The organism is Streptomyces sp. NPDC096311, from assembly GCF_044763085.1.
GTDB lineage: Bacteria > Actinomycetota > Actinomycetes > Streptomycetales > Streptomycetaceae > Streptomyces.
Genome location: NZ_JBIWFN010000001.1, coordinates 528,767 through 546,245, shown reverse-complemented (window position 1 = coordinate 546,245; position 17,479 = coordinate 528,767). Strand labels below are relative to the sequence as shown.

The 17,479-nt window shown below is 69.9% G+C and carries 18 protein-coding genes; 6 read left to right on the top strand and 12 right to left on the bottom strand.

Translation table 11 applies throughout. The features are described from left to right. Window positions 1-27: 27 nt before the first annotated feature. Entirely contained in the window at window positions 28-1,332 is a 1,305-nt protein-coding gene (locus tag ACIRA5_RS02485; protein ID WP_403686429.1) for a DUF6986 family protein, read from the bottom strand. A 182-nt stretch (window positions 1,333-1,514) separates the two neighbouring features. Between ACIRA5_RS02485 and ACIRA5_RS02480 the strand changes: the two genes are divergently transcribed. Continuing rightward, the gene (locus ACIRA5_RS02480; RefSeq protein WP_403686428.1) at window positions 1,515-2,405 is read left to right on the top strand and encodes an endonuclease/exonuclease/phosphatase family protein; all 891 of its coding nucleotides are present in this window, start codon (window positions 1,515-1,517) and stop codon (window positions 2,403-2,405) included. 62 nt (window positions 2,406-2,467) lie between these two features. On the opposite strand, the gene ACIRA5_RS02475 is transcribed toward ACIRA5_RS02480, so the two are convergent. The 4 genes from ACIRA5_RS02475 to ACIRA5_RS02460 form a co-directional block, all read right to left on the bottom strand. Beyond that, a complete protein-coding gene (locus ACIRA5_RS02475; RefSeq protein WP_168506416.1) occupies window positions 2,468-3,442 on the bottom strand; it encodes an electron transfer flavoprotein subunit alpha/FixB family protein in 975 nt (324 codons plus the stop codon). Between the two features lie 76 nt (window positions 3,443-3,518). Then, a complete protein-coding gene (locus ACIRA5_RS02470) occupies window positions 3,519-4,304 on the bottom strand; it encodes an electron transfer flavoprotein subunit beta/FixA family protein (protein WP_403686426.1) in 786 nt (261 codons plus the stop codon). Window positions 4,305-4,523: 219 nt separating this feature from the next. Next, window positions 4,524-5,054: a flavin reductase family protein gene (locus ACIRA5_RS02465; RefSeq protein ID WP_403686425.1), complete on the bottom strand. Its 531-nt coding sequence runs from the start codon at window positions 5,052-5,054 to the stop codon at window positions 4,524-4,526. 206 nt (window positions 5,055-5,260) lie between these two features. Next, entirely contained in the window at window positions 5,261-5,674 is a 414-nt protein-coding gene (locus tag ACIRA5_RS02460; protein WP_403686423.1) for a TlpA family protein disulfide reductase, read from the bottom strand. 75 nt (window positions 5,675-5,749) lie between these two features. On the opposite strand from ACIRA5_RS02460, the gene ACIRA5_RS02455 reads away from it, so the two are divergent. Both ACIRA5_RS02455 and ACIRA5_RS02450 read left to right on the top strand, forming a co-directional pair. Further along, entirely contained in the window at window positions 5,750-6,166 is a 417-nt protein-coding gene (locus ACIRA5_RS02455) for a DUF4395 domain-containing protein (protein ID WP_403686421.1), read from the top strand. A 185-nt stretch (window positions 6,167-6,351) separates the two neighbouring features. Further along, window positions 6,352-7,080: a lysophospholipid acyltransferase family protein gene (locus ACIRA5_RS02450; protein WP_352050895.1), complete on the top strand. Its 729-nt coding sequence runs from the start codon at window positions 6,352-6,354 to the stop codon at window positions 7,078-7,080. Window positions 7,081-7,228: 148 nt separating this feature from the next. Here ACIRA5_RS02450 and ACIRA5_RS02445 read toward each other — a convergent pair whose 3' ends face one another. The 4 genes from ACIRA5_RS02445 to ACIRA5_RS02430 all read right to left on the bottom strand — a co-directional run bounded on the left by ACIRA5_RS02445 (window position 7,229) and on the right by ACIRA5_RS02430 (window position 11,146). Then, window positions 7,229-7,801, bottom strand: a complete 573-nt coding sequence (locus tag ACIRA5_RS02445) for a transglutaminase domain-containing protein (protein WP_403686419.1) — start codon at window positions 7,799-7,801, stop codon at window positions 7,229-7,231. 83 nt (window positions 7,802-7,884) lie between these two features. Continuing rightward, on the bottom strand, window positions 7,885-8,958 hold the full coding sequence (locus tag ACIRA5_RS02440) for a threonine aldolase family protein (protein WP_403686417.1): 1,074 nt from the start codon (window positions 8,956-8,958) through the stop codon (window positions 7,885-7,887). After that, window positions 8,955-9,713, bottom strand: a complete 759-nt coding sequence (locus ACIRA5_RS02435) for an SDR family oxidoreductase (RefSeq protein WP_351701844.1) — start codon at window positions 9,711-9,713, stop codon at window positions 8,955-8,957. The genes ACIRA5_RS02440 and ACIRA5_RS02435 overlap by 4 nt, the downstream gene beginning before the upstream one ends. A 35-nt stretch (window positions 9,714-9,748) precedes the next feature. Next, window positions 9,749-11,146, bottom strand: a complete 1,398-nt coding sequence (locus tag ACIRA5_RS02430; RefSeq protein WP_403686415.1) for a DUF6421 family protein — start codon at window positions 11,144-11,146, stop codon at window positions 9,749-9,751. 425 nt (window positions 11,147-11,571) lie between these two features. Here ACIRA5_RS02430 and ACIRA5_RS02425 point away from each other — a divergent pair, with 425 nt between their 5' ends. Next, window positions 11,572-12,255: a glycerophosphodiester phosphodiesterase gene (locus ACIRA5_RS02425; protein ID WP_403686413.1), complete on the top strand. Its 684-nt coding sequence runs from the start codon at window positions 11,572-11,574 to the stop codon at window positions 12,253-12,255. 3 nt (window positions 12,256-12,258) lie between these two features. On the opposite strand, the gene ACIRA5_RS02420 is transcribed toward ACIRA5_RS02425, so the two are convergent. Beyond that, complete coding sequence (locus ACIRA5_RS02420; protein ID WP_403686411.1) at window positions 12,259-12,813, bottom strand: GNAT family N-acetyltransferase; 555 nt, start codon at window positions 12,811-12,813, stop codon at window positions 12,259-12,261. 84 nt (window positions 12,814-12,897) lie between these two features. Between ACIRA5_RS02420 and ACIRA5_RS02415 the strand changes: the two genes are divergently transcribed. Beyond that, complete coding sequence (locus ACIRA5_RS02415; RefSeq protein ID WP_403686409.1) at window positions 12,898-13,290, top strand: VOC family protein; 393 nt, start codon at window positions 12,898-12,900, stop codon at window positions 13,288-13,290. A gap of 89 nt (window positions 13,291-13,379) precedes the next feature. Continuing rightward, window positions 13,380-14,144, top strand: a complete 765-nt coding sequence (locus ACIRA5_RS02410; protein ID WP_403686407.1) for a VOC family protein — start codon at window positions 13,380-13,382, stop codon at window positions 14,142-14,144. Here ACIRA5_RS02410 and ACIRA5_RS02405 read toward each other — a convergent pair. Together ACIRA5_RS02405 and ACIRA5_RS02400 are read right to left on the bottom strand one after the other, a co-directional pair. Further along, on the bottom strand, window positions 14,141-16,762 hold the full coding sequence (locus tag ACIRA5_RS02405; RefSeq protein ID WP_403686405.1) for a cellulosome protein: 2,622 nt from the start codon (window positions 16,760-16,762) through the stop codon (window positions 14,141-14,143). The genes ACIRA5_RS02410 and ACIRA5_RS02405 overlap by 4 nt on opposite strands. Before the next feature lie 106 nt (window positions 16,763-16,868). Next, window positions 16,869-17,360, bottom strand: a complete 492-nt coding sequence (locus ACIRA5_RS02400; RefSeq protein ID WP_403686404.1) for a MarR family winged helix-turn-helix transcriptional regulator — start codon at window positions 17,358-17,360, stop codon at window positions 16,869-16,871. Window positions 17,361-17,479 lie beyond the last annotated feature (119 nt).

The window sequence follows — 17,479 nt, the reverse complement described above, 5'->3', positions numbered from 1 at the left end:
GCCTCGCGCCCCTGAAAGCAGGGAGTTTCACTTCCCCGAGATGGTCAGATCGCCCCGCCTCGGCACGGCAAAGCCCTCCAGGTCGGCCCTCGTCAGACCCGTCACCCGCGCCACCTCCGCGATGTCGAGGGCACCGCAGTCCAGGCCGCGCAGGAGGTAGCCGCTGAGGGCCTTGGCGGTGGCGGGCTCGTCCATGACGTCGCCGTCGGTGTGGTTGGCGTACCGGGAGAGGCGGGCGGCCGCCTGTTCGAACCCCTCGCGGTAGAAGGCGAAGACGGCGGCGTAACGGGTCGGGATGTGGCCGGGGTGCATGTCCCAGCCCTGGTAGTAGGCGCGGGCCAGGGCGCGGCGGGTGAGGCCGTAGTGGAGGCGCCAGGCGTCGTGGACCTTCTCGGTGGGACCGATCGGCAGCACGTTGGTGGAGCCGTCCGAGACGCGAACGCCGGTGCCGGCGGCCGCGACCTGCATGATCGCCTTGGCGTGGTCGGCGGCCGGATGATCGCTGGCCTGATAGGCGGCGCTGACGCCGAGGCAGGCGCTGTAGTCGAAGGTGCCGTAGTGCAGTCCGGTGGCGCGGCCCTCGGCGGCCTGGATCATCCGGGCGACGGTCGCGGTGCCGTCGGTCGCGAGGATGGACTGGCTGGTCTCGATCTGGATCTCGAAGCCGATGCGGCCGGGCTCCAGGCCGCGCGCCTTCTCGAACTCCTCCAGGAGCCGGACCATCGCGGTGACCTGCTCGGCGTACGTCACCTTGGGCAGCGTCAGCACGAGCCCCGCGGGCAGGCCTCCCGACTCCATCAGGCCCGTCAGGAAGATGTCGAGCGTGCGGATGCCCCGGTCTCGTACCGGTGCCTCCATGCACTTCATGCGGATGCCCATGTACGGGGCAGCCGTGCCGTTCTCGTACGCCTCGGCGATCAGACGGGCCGCGCGGGCCGCCGCCTCGTCCTCCTCGGCGTCCGGGCGTGGGCCGTAGCTGTCCTCGAAGTCGACCCGCAGGTCCTCGATGGGCTCGCGCTCCAGCTTGGCGCGTACGCGGTCGTACACGGGTTCGGCGAGGTCGTCGGTGAGGCCGAGGACGGCGGCGAAGGACGCCGCGTCGGGGGCGTGCTCGTCGAGGGCGGCGAGGGCCCGGTCGCCCCAGGAGCGGATGGTGTCGGCGGTGAACACATCGCCGGGGACGTACACGGTGTGGACGGGCTGCCGGGTGCCGGGGTCTCCGGGGTAGCGGCGCGCCAGTTCGGCGTCGACCGGGGCGAGGGAGGCGCTGATCTCCTCGCTGACGGCGCCCGCGAGGCTCGTCGCCACGTTCTCCTGCTGGCCCTGACCCATCCCACACCCTCCAGTTTTCCGCTCCACGGAATCAACAATCCGTAGAGCGAAGTTATCCATGGCCCTTCCCGATGGTCAACACCTGTCCACGGCATGGTCCGTCATGTGCACTCCTGTCCCACGCCTTCTTTCGCGGCGCGGGGCACACCCCTCATGCTGGCCCCGAGGGGAGGGGATCACACATGTCGAACACCCGCAGAGTGACGCGACGCATGGGTCTGCGGACGGTGGTGGCCGCCGCGGTCGTCGTACCCCTGCTCACCACGGCGTCCGCCTCCGCCAGCCGGCGCGGCGGCCACCGTCTGGAGGTCATGACGTTCAACCTGCGCTTCGCGAGCACCGCCGAGCCCAACAGCTGGGCCGTGCGCCGCCCGGTGATGCGCGCGCTGTTGCGCCGGGAGGCGCCCCACGTCATCGGCACCCAGGAGGGCATCTACCAGCAACTGCGTGACATCGAATCCGACCTCGGACCGCACTACGACTGGATCGGCACGGGCCGCGTGGGCGGCAGCCACGACGAGGCGGTGGCGATCTTCTTCGACACCCGTCGGCTGGCACCGGTCGAGCACGACAGCTTCTGGCTCTCCGACACCCCCGAGCTGATCGGCTCGAACACCTGGGGCGCCGCCTTCCCGCGCATCGTCACCTGGGTCCGCTTCCGCGACCTGCGGGACGCACGGGAGTTCTATGTGCTCAACACCCATCTGGACCACGCGAGTCAGTACGCACGCATGCGTGCCGCGCGTCTGATGTCCGAACGCATCGCGCGCTTCGACCGCGTGCTGCCGCTCGTCGTGACCGGCGACTTCAATGCCGTCGCCCACCAGAACCCGGTGTACGAAGCGATGCTGGGCGCCGGGCTCGTCGACACCTGGGACGCGGCGGCCGAGCGCGGCACGCTCTACGGGACCTTCCACGGCTACCAGCCGTTGACACCGGACGGCGACCGTATCGACTGGATCCTGGTGGGACCCGGGGTGACCGTGCACCGGGCGGCCGTCAACACCTTCTCGGTGGACGGCCAGTTCCCGAGCGACCATCTGCCCGTGCAGGCCTGGCTGAGCCTGGCATGAGCGAGGCCCCCGTGACCGCGCCGGCGGTCACGGGGGCCTCGTACGGCCGGAGCCGGACTCGATCAGCCCTTGCGGGTCTTGATCTCCTCGGTGAGCTGCGGGACGACCTCGAAGAGGTCGCCGACCACGCCGTAGTCGACCAGGTCGAAGATCGGCGCCTCGGCGTCCTTGTTGATCGCCACGATCGTCTTCGACGTCTGCATACCGGCGCGGTGCTGGATCGCGCCCGAGATACCGGAGGCGATGTACAGCTGCGGCGAGACGGACTTGCCGGTCTGGCCGACCTGGTTGGTGTGCGGGTACCAGCCGGCGTCCACCGCGGCACGCGAGGCACCCACGGCCGCGCCGAGGGAGTCGGCGAGCGCCTCGATGATCGAGAAGTTCTCGGCGCCGTTGACGCCACGGCCGCCGGAGACCACGATCGCGGCCTCGGTCAGCTCGGGGCGGCCGGTCGACTCGCGCGGGGTGCGCGCGGTGACCTTGGTGCCGGTGGCCTTCTCGGAGAAGGAGACCGCGAGGGCCTCGACGGCGCCCGCGGCCGGGGCGGCCTCCACGGCGGCCGAGTTCGGCTTGACCGTGATGACCGGCGTGCCCTTGGCGACACGGGACTTGGTGGTGAAGGAGGCGGCGAACGCGGACTGCGTGGCCACCGGGCCCTCGTCACCGGCCTCCAGGTCGGTCGCGTCCGTGATGATGCCGGAGCCGATGCGGACCGCGAGGCGGGCCGCGATCTCCTTGCCCTCGGCGGAGGACGGGACGAGCACGGCGGCCAGGGAGCCCCCGGCGGACACCACCTCGTACGCGGCCTGGAGCGCGTCCACCTTCGGGACGACCAGGTAGTCGGCGTACTCGGCGGCGTCGTGCGTGAGGACCTTGACCGCACCGTGCTCGGCGAGCGCGGGGGCGGTGGCCTCGGCGCCGGAGCCGAGGGCGACGGCGACGGGCTCACCGATGCGGCGGGCCAGCGTCAGCAGCTCCAGGGTGGGCTTGCGGACGGCGCCGTCCACGTGGTCGACGTAGACGAGAACTTCAGCCATGGGACTTCTTCTCTCCTGCTTACGAAAGATGAGGGGCGGTCAGCGAGTGGAGGTTCAGCGAGCCTCGAACGGGCCTTTAGATGAACTTCTGGCCCGCGAGGAACTCGGCGAGCTGCTTGCCGCCCTCGCCCTCGTCCTTGACGATCGTGCCGGCCGTGCGCGCCGGGCGCTCGGTCGCGGAGTCGACCTTGGTCCAGGCACCCTCGAGACCGACCTCGTCCGCCTCGATCTCCAGGTCCTCCAGGTCCCAGGACTCCACCGGCTTCTTCTTGGCGGCCATGATGCCCTTGAAGGAGGGGTAGCGCGCCTCACCCGACTGGTCGGTCACCGACACGACGGCCGGGAGGGAGGCCTCCAGCTGCTCGGAGGCGGTGTCGCCGTCACGGCGGCCCTTCACGACGCCGTCCTCGACGGAGACCTCGGAGAGCAGCGTGACCTGCGGTACGCCCAGGCGCTCGGCCAGCAGGGCGGGGACGATACCGGCGGTGCCGTCGGTCGACGCCATGCCGGAGATGACCAGGTCGTAGCCGGCCTTCTCGATCGCCTTGGCGAGCACCAGCGACGTACCGATCGCGTCGGTGCCGTGCAGGTCGTCGTCCTCGACGTGGATGGCCTTGTCCGCGCCCATGGAAAGCGCCTTGCGCAGCGCGTCCTTGGCGTCCTCGGGGCCGACGGTCAGCACGGTGATCTCGGCGTCGTCCGCTTCGTCGGCGATCTGCAGCGCCTGCTCCACCGCGTACTCGTCGAGCTCCGAGAGCAGACCGTCCACGTCGTCACGGTCCACGGTCAGGTCATCGGCGAAGTGCCGGTCGCCAGTGGCGTCGGGCACGTACTTCACAGTGACAACGATCCTCAAGCTCACGCCGGCTCTCCTACTGCATCGTCATTTCTGGGCTGCCTTCTTTCAGGCAGCATAGGCGCCTGAAGCGGCCGATCCCGGTCGGGGCGGCCCGCGCTCCGAACGAAATATTACTCGCCAGTACACCCAGTTCCTGCCCACTAAGCAAGCGCTTTGAACTGTGACCTTGGCAACGCTGCGTAACCGGCGAGTAGGACCCGCCAGTAGGACCGGCGAGTAGCTTCAGTCGCGCAGGCCGTTGAAACGCCCCTGGTGGTACAGCAGCGGGCGGCCCACGCCCGACGGATCACCGAGGACGACCTCCGCCAGCACGATGCGATGATCCCCGGCCGGCACCCGCGCCGCGACCCGGCAGACGAGCCAGGCCAGTACGCCGTCGAGGACGGGAACACCTTCCGGGCCCTTGCGCCAACGGGTGGGCGCGCCGAAGCGGTCGGCGCCGCTGCGGGCGAAGGTGGCGGCGAGTTCCTGCTGGTGCTCGCCGAGTATGTGGATGCCGACGTGGTCGGACTCGGAGATCGCGGGCCAGCTCGAGGCGCCGACACCGATACCGAAGGAGACGATCGGGGGCTCGGCGGAGACCGAGCTGAGCGAGGTGGCGGTGAAGCCCACGGGACCCGAGCCGCCCTGCGCCGTGATCACGGCGACACCGGCCGCGTGCTGCCGGAAGGCGGAGCGCAGGAGGTCGGGGGAGGCGAGTTGCGCATCGGGAGAGGCGAGCCGAAAAGTGTCCAGGTCGGGCGTGGCCGTCATGGAGTCGTCCTTCTGCGAGTGGTGAAGAGCAGATCCGTCGGTGCTCAACAGGCCGGACAGCGCGCACTCGCGGTGCGGGCCAGGTCCACGTGGACGCGCTCGAAGAGAAGGAGTTCCGGGGGCATACGGTCAGGTTGACGATAGGTGGTGCGTGCAGTCAAGTACGTCCGGTCATCTGCGAGATGCCTCACCATGATCGCCACGAGTCAGACGGCCTCTCCCAGCGCCGCGATCACATCCGCCTTGCGCGGCTGTCCGGTGGCGCGCCGCACGATCCGTCCGTCGGCGTCGAGGACGAGCACGGTCGGGGTCTTGAGGATCTCGAGTTCGCGGACGAGTTCGAGGCGGTCCTCGGCGTCGATCTCCACGTGATGCACGCCCGGGACCATTCCGGCCACCTCGGTGAGCACCCGCCGGGTGGCCCGGCACGGAGCACAGAAAGCACTGGAGAACTGGACGAGCGTGGCCCGTTCACCGAGCCCCTCCCCCAACTCCGCCGCGCCGAGCCGCTTTCCACCGTCACGCCCGCGCACTCTCACCCTCCCGTTCCGCCGCCGATGCAGCACTCCGAACGCGCTTGCCGCCGCGAGCACCACCACGCACACCACAAGTCCGGTCATCTCCAGCACTAGCATTCACGAGACCGCAAAGATTCCCGGGTCCCTGGACCGCCCTTCATACGGAATGCTTGATTCATGGACATTGACGCAAGAGGGCCGCGGTTCGGTGCGGCCGTGACGACCGTCGTACTGGCGGCCGTTCTGATCACCGGCAGCACCTGGCTGTTGGCCTGGCAGGTACTGGCGTTCGCGCTGGGCGCCTCGGGCGGCGTGGCGCGCTCTCCTTACGGCTGGCTGTTCCGCAAGGCCGTTCGCCCCCGACTCGGGCCGCCCGCACAGTTCGAGTCGCCGCAGCCACCGCAGTTCGCGCAGGCCGTCGGGCTCGTGTTCGCCGTGGTCGGGCTGATCGGTTTCACGGCGGGGCCCAACTGGCTGGGGTTCGGCGCGACTGGCTGCGCGCTGGCGGCCGCGTTCCTCAACGCGGCGTTCGGGTACTGCCTCGGCTGCGAGACGTACCTGCTTGTACGTCGAGTGACGGTACGCGCCCAGTGACGGTGTGTGAGAACTCCGAGGTCGATCAGGGGACACGTGACGAGGATCTCGCCGCATCGCGGCACTGGGACTGGCCACTCGTCCGTTCTTGGGGCACGATCTGCGCAATGCCGTAAACCTACGGCTGCGTAACTTTCCCGCCGGGAGACCCCTTCCCGAGCAGAGAGAAAGGGTCCACCCCGTCCATGGCAGAGCTTGTCTACCGTCCCGTCGTCGGTCTCGCCCAAGTGTTGTTCAAGGCCTGGGACCTCAAGATCGACTGCAAGGGATCGGAGAACATTCCGCGCTCGGGCGGCGCCGTGCTGGTCAGCAACCACATCAGCTATCTGGACTTCATCTTCGACGGTCTGGCCGCCCTGCCGCAGAAGCGCCTGGTGCGTTTCATGGCGAAGGAGTCGGTCTTCCGGCACAAGATCTCCGGTCCGCTGATGCGGGGCATGAAGCACATCCCGGTGGACCGCAAGCAGGGCGAGACGGCGTATCAGCACGCGCTGGATTCACTGCGGTCCGGCGAGATCGTCGGCGTCTTCCCCGAAGCGACCATCTCCCAGTCCTTCACCCTGAAGAGCTTCAAGTCGGGTGCCGCGCGCATGGCCCAGGAGGCCGGCGTACCGCTGATCCCGATGGCCCTGTGGGGCACCCAGCGGCTGTGGACCAAGGGCCACCCGCGCAACTTCAAGCGCAGCCACACGCCGATCACCATCCGGGTCGGCGAGCCGGTGGAGGCGCCGCAGGACCAGTACGCGGGCGCCATCACCCGGCGGCTGCGCGAGCGCGCCCAGGAACTCCTGGAGGCCGCGCAGCGCTCCTATCCGGTCCGCCCCAAGGGCCCGGACGACACCTGGTGGATGCCCGCGCACCTCGGCGGCACGGCGCCGACCCCCGAAGAGGTGAAGGCGGCCGAGGCCCGCTGAATCGTCACGCCGGGGCGTGGCCGGTGACCCACGCCGCGCCCCGGGGCTGAACTACTCCAGGAGTGCGGCGAGTTCGGCCCCGTCGCACCCCACCGCGCCCCGTCGCACCGGACCACCTCGCCCGCGTCCGGGTGATGGGCGGCCGGTCTCAGAGCGCGCTGGGCAGCGTCTTCCAGAGGTACGGCCGGTCGGGGGCGGCCTTGAGGGCGCTCAGCACGACCGGGTGAGGTTCGGCGTACAGGACCGGATAGTCGAGTTCGTCGAACTCGGGGTCGGGCGTGAAGGCCAGCCGCTCGCCGTCCAGGGAGAACTGGGCGTCCACACCCGGCTTGTTGCCGCGGGGGTCCTGCCGGTGCCAGGCACCGTTGAACCGCACGGCGACGAGCCCGTGCACCTGGTCGAACTTCTGGTAGCAGAACGCCGTGGGGATGTCCTCGGCCCGCAGCAGCGCGGCCAGGGCGTGGGCCTTCGCGTAGCAGATGCCGGTACGTCGCTCCAGCACGTCGGAGGCACGCCAGGTGACCCGAAGATCGCCGGAGTCCTGCGAGTGCGGGATGGTGTCGCGCACGAATTCGAAGGCCGCCCGCGCATAGGCATACGAGTCGACGGCCTCCTTGGCCAGCCGGGCGGCCGTCTCCCGTACGAGCGGATGGTCATGGTCGATGACCTCGTCGTCGGCCAAGTAGGCAGACAGGTCGGCAGTGTTCTGGATCAGCTCCATGCCCGGAGAGCATAGGAATGCGATCACCCGAGAGTCAATGACTTTTCAGGTGACCGCATACCTATGCAGACGCTGCGCTCGGGCTACGCGTGAGCCATCTCCTCCTTGAGCGCCGCCACGAACCCGTCGACGTCGTCCTCGGTCGTGTCGAAGGAGCACATCCAGCGGACGTCGCCCGCCGCCTCGTCCCAGAAGTAGAAGCGGAAGCGCTTCTGGAGCCGCTCGCTCACGTCGTGCGGGAGACGCGCGAAGACGGCGTTGGCCTGGACCGGGTGGAGGATCTCCACGCCGTGCACCGCGCGCACGCCCTCGGCCAGCCGCTGGGCCATCTCGTTGGAGTGGCGGGCGTTGCGCAGCCACAGGTCCTTGGCGAGCAGCGCCTCCAACTGCACGGAGACGAAGCGCATCTTGGAGGCGAGCTGCATGGACAGCTTGCGCAGGTGCTTCATGTGACTGACCGCGTCCTGGTTGAGGACGACGACGGCCTCGCCGTACAGCGCGCCGTTCTTCGTCCCGCCGAGGCTCAGGAGGTCGACGCCGACCGCGTTGGTGAACGTCCGCATGGGGACGTCCAGGGAGGCGGCCGCGTTGGCTATCCGGGACCCGTCCAGGTGCACCTTCATGCCGTGCGCGTGGGCGTGGTCGCAGATCGCTCGGATCTCGTCGGGCGTGTAGAGGGTGCCCAGTTCGGTGCTCTGGGTGATCGAGACGACCTGCGGCATCGCACGGTGCTCGTCGTCCCAGCCGTAGGCCTGACGGTCGATCAGCTCGGGGGTGAGCTTGCCGTCGGGCGTGGGCACGGTGAGCAGCTTGAGGCCGCCCATGCGCTCGGGGGCGCCGCCCTCGTCGACGTTGATGTGCGCGCTCTCCGCGCAGATCACCGCGCCCCAGCGGTCGGTGACCGCCTGGAGCGCGACCACGTTCGCGCCGGTCCCGTTGAAGACCGGGAAGGCCTCGGCGGTGGCGCCGAAGTGGCTGCGGATGATCTGCTGGAGGTTCGCCGTGTAGTCGTCCTCGCCGTACGCGACCTGGTGCCCGCCGTTGGCCAGGGCCACGGCGGCGAGCACCTCGGGGTGGGCCCCCGCGTAGTTGTCGCTGGCGAAGCCGCGGACGGCCGGGTCGTGGTGACGCCGGGCGTCGGTCTTCGCAGGGTTCACGGCTTCTCGGTCAGCCACAGACGGTTTCCGTTCACTTCACCGGCGGGCCGCGACCAGACGTCGGCGATGGCCTCGGCCAGATCCTCGACGTCCGTGAAGCCCGCGAACTTCGCGTTGGGGCGCTCGGCGCGCATCGCGTCGTGCACCAGTGCCTTGACCACCAGGATGGCAGCCGCGGACGTCGGGCCCTGCTCGCCCCCGGCCTTGCGGAAGTAGTCCGCCATGGCCAGCGTCCACGCCTCGGCGGCGGCCTTGGCGGCGGAGTAGGCGGCGTTGCCCGCGGTGGGCTTGCTCGCACCCGCGGCGCTGATCAGGAGGTAGCGGCCACGGTCGCTGCGCTGCAAGGCCTCGTGGAACGCGAGGGACGTGTTCTGCACCGTGCGGATGAGCAGCAGCTCCAGGAAGTCCCAGTCGTCGAGGCTCGTCCTGGTGAAGGTCTCGCTGCCCCGCCAGCCGCCGACCAGGTGGACCAGGCCGTCGACGTGGCCGAAGTCCTTCTCGACGCGGACGGCCCAGTCGCGGGTCGACTCGAGATCGAGCAGGTCGACGGTGTCGCCCACGACGGTGGCGCCGCCGTGCCCGTAGCGGGCCGCGTCCACGGCCTCCGCGAGCCGCTCGGGATCGTTGTCCGATCCGATGACGGTCGCGCCCGCGTCGGCGAGCCGGGCCAGCGTCGCGCGCCCGGCGGGTCCACCCGCTCCGGCGACCGCGATCACCGCGCCGCTGAGAGGTCCGTTGCCGTTTCCGTGTGACATCGCCTTCGCCTCCTGAACATCCCCGGTACGAGCGCTCACGCGGCGGCCCGCTCGGCGCTCGTCGCGGTGATGCCCTTGGTGGAGGCGATCACGTTCTTCAGTTTCTTGGAGAGCGCCTCATAGAACATGCTCAGCGGAAACTCGTCCGGAAGCACGTCGTCGACGAGCTTACGCGGCGGCTGGGTCAGATCGAGGGCGTCCGGGCCCTTGGCCCAGCGGGAGCCGGGGTGCGGGGCGAGATAGGTGGAGACGAGCTCGTACGCCTTGAACCAGTGGACGAGCTTGGGACGGTCGATGCCGGCCCGGTAGAGCTCCTCGATCTCGGCGCACAGCTGGTTGGTGATCTGCGGGGCACGCTGCCAGTCGATCTGCAGCTTGTTGTCGGTCCAGCGCACGACGTCGTGCTGGTGCAGATAGGCGAAGAGGAGCTGGCCGCCGAGACCGTCGTAGTTGCGGACGCGGTCGCCGGTGACCGGGAAGCGGAACATCCGGTCGAAGAGCACCGCGTACTGCACGTCACGGCCGTGCTGGTGGCCCTCGGCCTCCAGCTTCACGGCCTCCTTGAAGGCGGTGAGGTCGCAGCGCAGCTCTTCGAGGCCGTACATCCAGAACGGCTGTCGCTGCTTGATCATGAAGGGGTCGAACGGCAGGTCGCCGTGGCTGTGGGTGCGGTCGTGGACCATGTCCCACAGCACGAAGGCCTGCTCGCAGCGCTCCTGGTCCTGCACCATCGCGGCGATGTCCTCGGGCAGCTGAAGGCCCAGGACGTCCACGGCGGCGTCGGTGACGGCGCGGAAGCGGGCAGCCTCGCGGTCGCAGAAGATGCCACCCCAGGAGAAACGTTCCGGCGCCTCGCGCACGGCGATCGTCTCCGGGAAGAGGACGGCCGAGTTGGTGTCGTAGCCCGCCGTGAAGTCCTCGAAGGTGATGCCGCAGAACAGCGGGTTGTCGTAGCGGGTGCGCTCCAGCTCCGCCAGCCACTCCGGCCAGACCATGCGCAGCACGACCGCCTCGAAGTTGCGGTCCGGGTTGCCGTTCTGCGTGTACATCGGGAAGACGACCAGGTGCTGGAGGCCGTCCTCACGGTGCGCGGCGGGCTGGAAGGCCAGCAGGGAGTCCAGGAAGTCGGGCACCTGGAAGCCACCGTCGGCCCAGCGGCGCAGATCCTTCACGAGCGCCTCGTGGTACTCGGCGTCGTGCGGCAGCAGCGGGGCGAGCTGCTCGACGGCGTTTACGGCACGGCGTACGGCCAGAGCCGCGTCGGCCGCGTCCGGGGCGCCCTCGGCCTCGAAGTCGATCGACCCGTCCTTGGACTGCCAGGGCCGGATCTCCTCCACGGCATCCTTGAGCACAGGCCAAGCCGGGTGCTCCACCACCCTGCCCACGGGAGGAACCCGCTCCTCCACACCCACTGGCACAAGAATTTCCGTCATCTCTCACCCTCCACGGGAGAACCTCGCGTATGCACACCGTATGTAAACGAGGTTCCTTCCCGCAAGGGGAGACTCGATAGATTATCCTGCACCACCCCGTCTTCACCGCTCTTTTTCCTGCCGGATACCGTGGAGGCGACTACTTCCCCTATAAGGCGCCGGGCACACGGGCATCCGCGGGGAGGGCCGGGAAGTGGCAGGAGCAACGGCTCCGGGGCGCTCGGGGTCAACCGCGGAAAGACTCGCCCACGCCCGGGTGACGCGCGCCGGCGCAACGGCCCGCTCTCCCCTTGCGGCAGACACGCCCTGCCTGGCGTACGAACGGGTACATCGCGCGGCGGGACGATTAGGCTGCGGCCTTGCCGCGTGGGTGCCGCCGAGACCACGCGCGAGCCGAGCCGCCGTCGACGGAAGCGAGTCGAATCTTGAACTTCCTCACCATCGGTCATCGCGGAGTGATGGGTGTCGAACCCGAGAACACCCTCCGTTCCTTCATCGCCGCCCAGCACGCGGGCCTCGACCTGATCGAACTCGATCTGCATCTGAGCAAGGACGGCGCGCTGGTCGTCATGCACGACGCGGACGTGGACCGTACGACCGACGGCTCGGGGCCGATCGCCGAGATGACCCTCGCCGAGCTGCGCGCCCTGGACGCCGGGCACGGTGAACGCGTGCCCGTCTTCGAAGAGGTCCTGGACGCCGTCAGGGCGCCGCTGCAGGCCGAGATCAAGGACACGGCGGCGGCGCGGGCGCTCGCCGAGGTGATGCACCGGCGCGATCTGGTGGGGCGGGTCGAGGTGTCGTCGTTCCACGACGAGGCGATCGCCGAGATCACGCGGCTCGTGCCGGGCGTCCGCACGGCGCTCATCGCGAGCCGCTACGGCGTCGATGTCGTGGACCGCGCCGTGGAGGCCGGCGCCGCCACCGTCTGCCTCAACATCCGCCGGCTGACCCTGGAGGTCGTCGAGCGCGCCCGCAAGGCGGATCTGCGGATCATCGGCTGGGTGGTGAACACCCAGGACCACCTGCGGCTGGTGCGGGCCCTGGAGCTGGACGGCGCGACCACCGACTACCCCCAGATCAAACGCACCGGCCGCTTCACGGCCTGAGGATCACTCCGCCGGCTGTGCCAGAGGCTTGACCAGCAGCTCGAACTGCAGGTCGTCGCGCTGCGGAATGCCGAAGCGCTCGTCGCCGTACGGGAAGGGGGTCATCTTTCCCGTACGGCGGTAGCCGCGTCGCTCGTACCAGGCGATGAGGTCCTCGCGCGCGGAGATCACGGTCATGTGCATCTCCGTGACATCCCAGGTCTCGTGGGCGTGCCGCTCCGCCTCGGCGATGATCACCTTGCCGAGTCCGCCGCCCTGGAGTGCGGGGCTGACCGCGAACATGCCGAAGTAGGCGTGGTCGCCGCGGTGTTCGAGCTGGCAGCAGGCGACGACGGCGCCGTCCCGCTCCACGGTCAGCAGGCGGCTGCCCGGCGCCTTGATGACGGCGAGCACGCCCTCCGGGTCGGTCCGCTGACCTTCGAGGATGTCCGCCTCCGTGGTCCAGCCGGTCCGGCTGGAGTCCCCGCGGTAGGCCGACTCGATCAGGGCGACGAGGGCGTCCACATCGGCGTCGGTGGCATCGCGGAAGGTCAGTCCGGTGGCGGCGGCGGTGTCCATGGAACGGTTCTCCGAAATCTCTGGCGCGGCTCGGGCACCGCTGAGCGTAACGCCCCCGCCCTTGAGGCCCTAGGCTCCGGGTGCATGGTGCATGTACTGAGCAGTCGGATCCTTCTGCGGCCCACCGACCCGGAACGCTCCCGCTCCTTCTACGGCGAGCGGCTGGGGCTCGCCATCCACCGGGAGTTCGGGACGGGGCCCGAACGCGGCACGGTCTACTTCCTCGGCGGCGGCTTCCTGGAGGTCTCGGGCCGCTCCCCGACCCCGCCCTCGCCCGCGCTCAGGCTGTGGCTCCAGGTGGCCGACTCCGAGGCGGCGTACGAGGAACTGTCGGCGGCCGGGGTCGACATCGTGCGCCCGCCGGTGAAGGAGCCGTGGGGGCTGATCGAGATGTGGATCGCCGATCCTGACGGTGTCGAGATCGTGCTCGTGGAGATCCCGGCGGATCATCCGTTGCGCTACCGCCCCGGAATCTGATCGCACGACGCCCTGCGCCGGATGGCCACGGCCCGGGCACGGGCATAGCGTGCTGGAGGGGCCTTCTGGCGGAAGGGCGGAGGAACGTCATGAAGCTCGACAAGCCGGTGCCCGGCGGTCCGTGCTGGACCGAGCTCGGGACCAGCGATCTGGAGGCGGCCAAGCGCTTCTACGCCGATCTGTTCGGCTGGCGCCCGGAGACCGACCCGCGCCAGGAGGCGGGCGGCTACACGGTCGCGCACCTCGGCGACGCACCGGTCGCCGCGATCTCCCCGCTGTACCAGGAGTCGCAGCCGGTCGCCTGGAACGTGTCGTTCGCCGTGGCCGACGCGGACACCGCCGTGGACGCGGTGCAGGCCGCGGGCGGCACGGTCGTCCTCGGCCCGATGGACGTGTTCGACGTCGGGCGTTTCGCAGTGGCGTTCGACCCGATCGGAGCGGCCTTCCAGCTGTGGCAGGCGCGGGCCTTCCCGGGCGCGGGGCTGTTCAACGCGCCGGGCGCGCTCGGCTGGGTGGAGCTGCTGACGCGCGCCCCGGACCGGGCCGTCGAGTTCTACACCACGGTCTTCGGCTGGACCGTGAACGCCTCCGAGCACTACACGCAGTGGGGCATCGGGGGAGCCGACTTCGGCGGCATGGTGGCGATGGACGACAACTTCCCGCACGCGGTGCCGCCGCACTGGCTGCCGTACTTCGCCGTCGAGGACGTGGACGCCGCCGCGAACGCCGCCGTCGGGGCGGGCGGCAGCATTCTCATGGAGCCCACGTCCGTGCCGCAGGGCCCCCGGATCGCCGTCCTGCGGGACCCGCAGGGGGCCAACTTCGGGGTTCATGTGGCGGGCGAGGAGGGCTAGCCGGACGCTCGGCCGGAACTCATGCCAAGGGGTGTCACCGCCACCTGGTCGATGACCGGCGCGTACGCGGAGCGCTGCTGGTGGGCGTTGGCGGTGTCGCCGTCGAAGTCGGGCCGTTCGTCGGCGGTGAAGGTGAGGGTGTTGGTGCCCTTGTTCAGGGTGACGGGGACGGCGAGGTCCCAGAAGTTGTTGAAGTGGAAGGTGGTGGGGAAGAGGATCCGGCGTGCCGGCTCCCCGTTCACGGACAGGTCCGCGTGGCGGCAGACCGGATCGGGGTTGTAGTGGGTGGCCGGGGGCTGCTCGCCGTTGGAGTAGCGGACGGTCACGGCATGACGTCCGGTGTGTGCCGCCGTGACGGTCAGGGTGAGGGCGTTGTCCGGCCCCCTGCCGATGCCCTCGACCGCCTTCCCGCCGGTGGCGAAGGTGTGGGCGCCGGTCACCTTGGCCTCGCCGGTCACGGTGCCCTCCTCGGCGGGGTACACGGTGGTCTCGAGGCGTCCGGTTCCCGGTCCCACGCACAGCCGGTCGAGGACGAGGCGCTCCGAAGTGCCGGTCACCGTCAGCTTGTTGATGCCGCCGGCCAGGAACAGCGGGATCCCGTCCCGGTCGAGGCCTCCCACCTCCACCCCGTTGACGGTCAACAGCCCCTCTCCCGGACCGATGTGATCGACCGTCACGAGCGCCTCGCCGTCGGCGGCCGCGTGCACCCAGAACGTGGCGGTCCCTCCTGGCGGCAGCAGTACGGCACCCGGCCCGCGGGCGCCGCGGTGCTCGTACGTCACACGGGCGCCGGCTCCGAGACCCGCGTACGCGGCCTCGTACAGCGCGGGCGCCCTCACGTGCGCGTCCCGCAGGACGAGGTCGATCCGGTCGATGATCGCGTCGCCCTTGGTGGCGCCGAGGTCGGGGTCCCGCGCGGACAGGGTGAGCGTGTGCGCGCCCGCCGTCAGCTCCACCCGGGTGTCGGTGTGCCCCCAGACGACCGGCTTGTAGCCGAGGGGGAGGCGCAGTTCCTGGGGGTCCGCCGCGTCGACACGCAGGAAGACGTTGGTGGGGCCCTGCTCCCGCACGAGTTCGTGGAGGTTGTGGGAGCCCGCGAGGACGCTCAGGTCGTACGTCCCGTCCTGCGGGACCTCGATGGAGAAGGCGACGGCGAGGTCGGAGCCGGTGCGCAGTCCGCCGACGTGATAGGTGCCCGAGGTGGCGAACCTGTCGACGTCGCAGGGGGATCCCTCGGGCCCGTTCCTCCTGTGCCCCTCGCCCGTGCAGGTCGCGTTCTCCGCGTGGTACGAGCGGCGCCAGCCGATCGAGGGCGGGGCGAGGGCCCCGTCGCCGCCGGGCGAGAGGATCACCTCGTAGGCGGACATCGCGTCGAGGTCGGCGAGGGGAAGGACCACCCTGCCTTCGCCGACCGGTAGTTCGAGGTCCTTGATGCGCAAGGGCTGTGCCGAGGCGCCGACTTGGCCGGTCCACGGGATCTCATGGAGCCTGGCGTGGACCGTGCCGCCGAAGATCTGGGCGGGGACGTTCTCGAAGACGAGATCCGCGGCGCCACCGCTGCCGCCGAACAGGGCACGGGCCTGGCGCTTGTCCCGGTCGAGCGTGGCGACGCCCTGGAGGGTGTACTGGGCATTGGGGTGCGGCGCCCGTACGTGGACCGTGCGGCCGGTCATCCGGCCGTAGGTGTGGAACAGCCACCACTGGCCGTTGCCCTTGTTCGCCTCGACCGCCGAGTCGTTGAGGTTGCCGTCGATGTTCCAGTACGCCATGTCGGCGTCGATCTTCGACTCCTCGATGGCGGAGATCCACTGGATCATCTGCCCGGGCACGGACAGGTGGTAGTTGTGCGCGTACTCGTTGATGTTGACGGGGAGGGGGCCGATCCCCACCTCCCGTTCCATGTCGCGGTACTTGGTGACGTTCGTACGGATCGCGGCGGGTGTCGACAGCTCGTGCCAGGTCACCACGTCCGGGAGGACATCGTGGGCCTTGGCGAACTCCAGGAAGCCCCGCACCTCCTCGTACAGGACGCAGGTGTTGGGGCCCGCGATGCGCGCGTGCGGGTCCAGGCCCTTGATGAGGTGGTAGAGGTCCTTCCAGGCGGCGAAGTAGTGCCGTGGGTCGGTGTGCCAGGAAGTCTTGTCGTAGCTCCACTCCCCCGTGCCGAACATGTTGCCCTCGGGTTCGTTGAACGGTACGTAGACGATGTGGGACTTGAGGGGACCCGTCGTCAGGACCTGCCTGACCTGCTTCTCCACCCTGGCCCGGTAGTCGGCGAGGCGTTCCTCGCCGGTGGCGCCCGGCCACTGGTAGGGGAAGCCGCGGTAGATGTCGGTCATGTAGAGGTAGACGTCCCTGCCGCCGCAGTCCACGAAGGAGGGCAGGATGTCGAGGGCGTCGGCGCCGGGGTGCTGGGTGCCGTCCTGGGCCTTGGTCGACACCGTGCGCACGTACATGCCCTCGACCACGTTGTGGCTGGGCACTCCGTCGCCGTACAGGCCGTAGAGCGTGCCGCTCGCCCCGCCGTGGAAGGCGCCGGTGTCGGTGCCGAGGTCGATGGTGAGCGTCTCGGTGTCTGCTGCCACTGCGCCTCCGCGGTCGCGCTGCTTGTTCGACATTCCGTACGCCAGCCGGAACTCCGAACCGGGCGAGCCTGAACGTAGGAGCGGCGCGCGGCTCGTGTCAACGGCGCGTGCCCCCGAAGCCAGTGGGCCCCGGGCCGCCTCAGACGCGTGGCACTCCGAGACGGCCTTCGAGCTGACCGAGCAACTCACCGAGCAGGTCGGCGAGTTCGCGTTGTCGGTCCAGGTCGATCCCGGACAGGGCCGTCGTCTCGTAGGCGAGCTGCTGGGGCAGGATGCCGTCGACGAGGTCGCGGCCCGCGTCGGTGAGCCGGACGTGCGCGACCCGGCGGTCGCGGGTGTCACCGCGGCGCTCGACCAGGCCGCGCTCGGTCAGCTGCTTCAGGCGCTTGGTGACGGCGGCACCGGAGGAGAACGTCTCGCGGGCGATCTCACTGGGGGTCAGCTCGTGACCGGTGCGGCGCAGAGTCCCGAGGACGTCGAACTCCGGACGGGTGAGCCCGGCCCGGCGCAACGGGGCGTCCTCGGCCTGCTGGAGCAGCGCGGCCGAGCGGTTGATCCGGCCGATGATCTCCATCGGCCCGGTGTCGATCCCGGGATGCACGGCCTGCCACTGCCGCACCACGGCGGCCATGGTGTCGACCGGGGGTGGGGTGCCGGGGGGTGTGGGGGTGGGGGCACCTGAGGCGGGCTGGGGACCTGAGGGGGTCTCGGTACCTGAGGGGGCTGGATTGTCCGAGGGAGCCGGGGCAC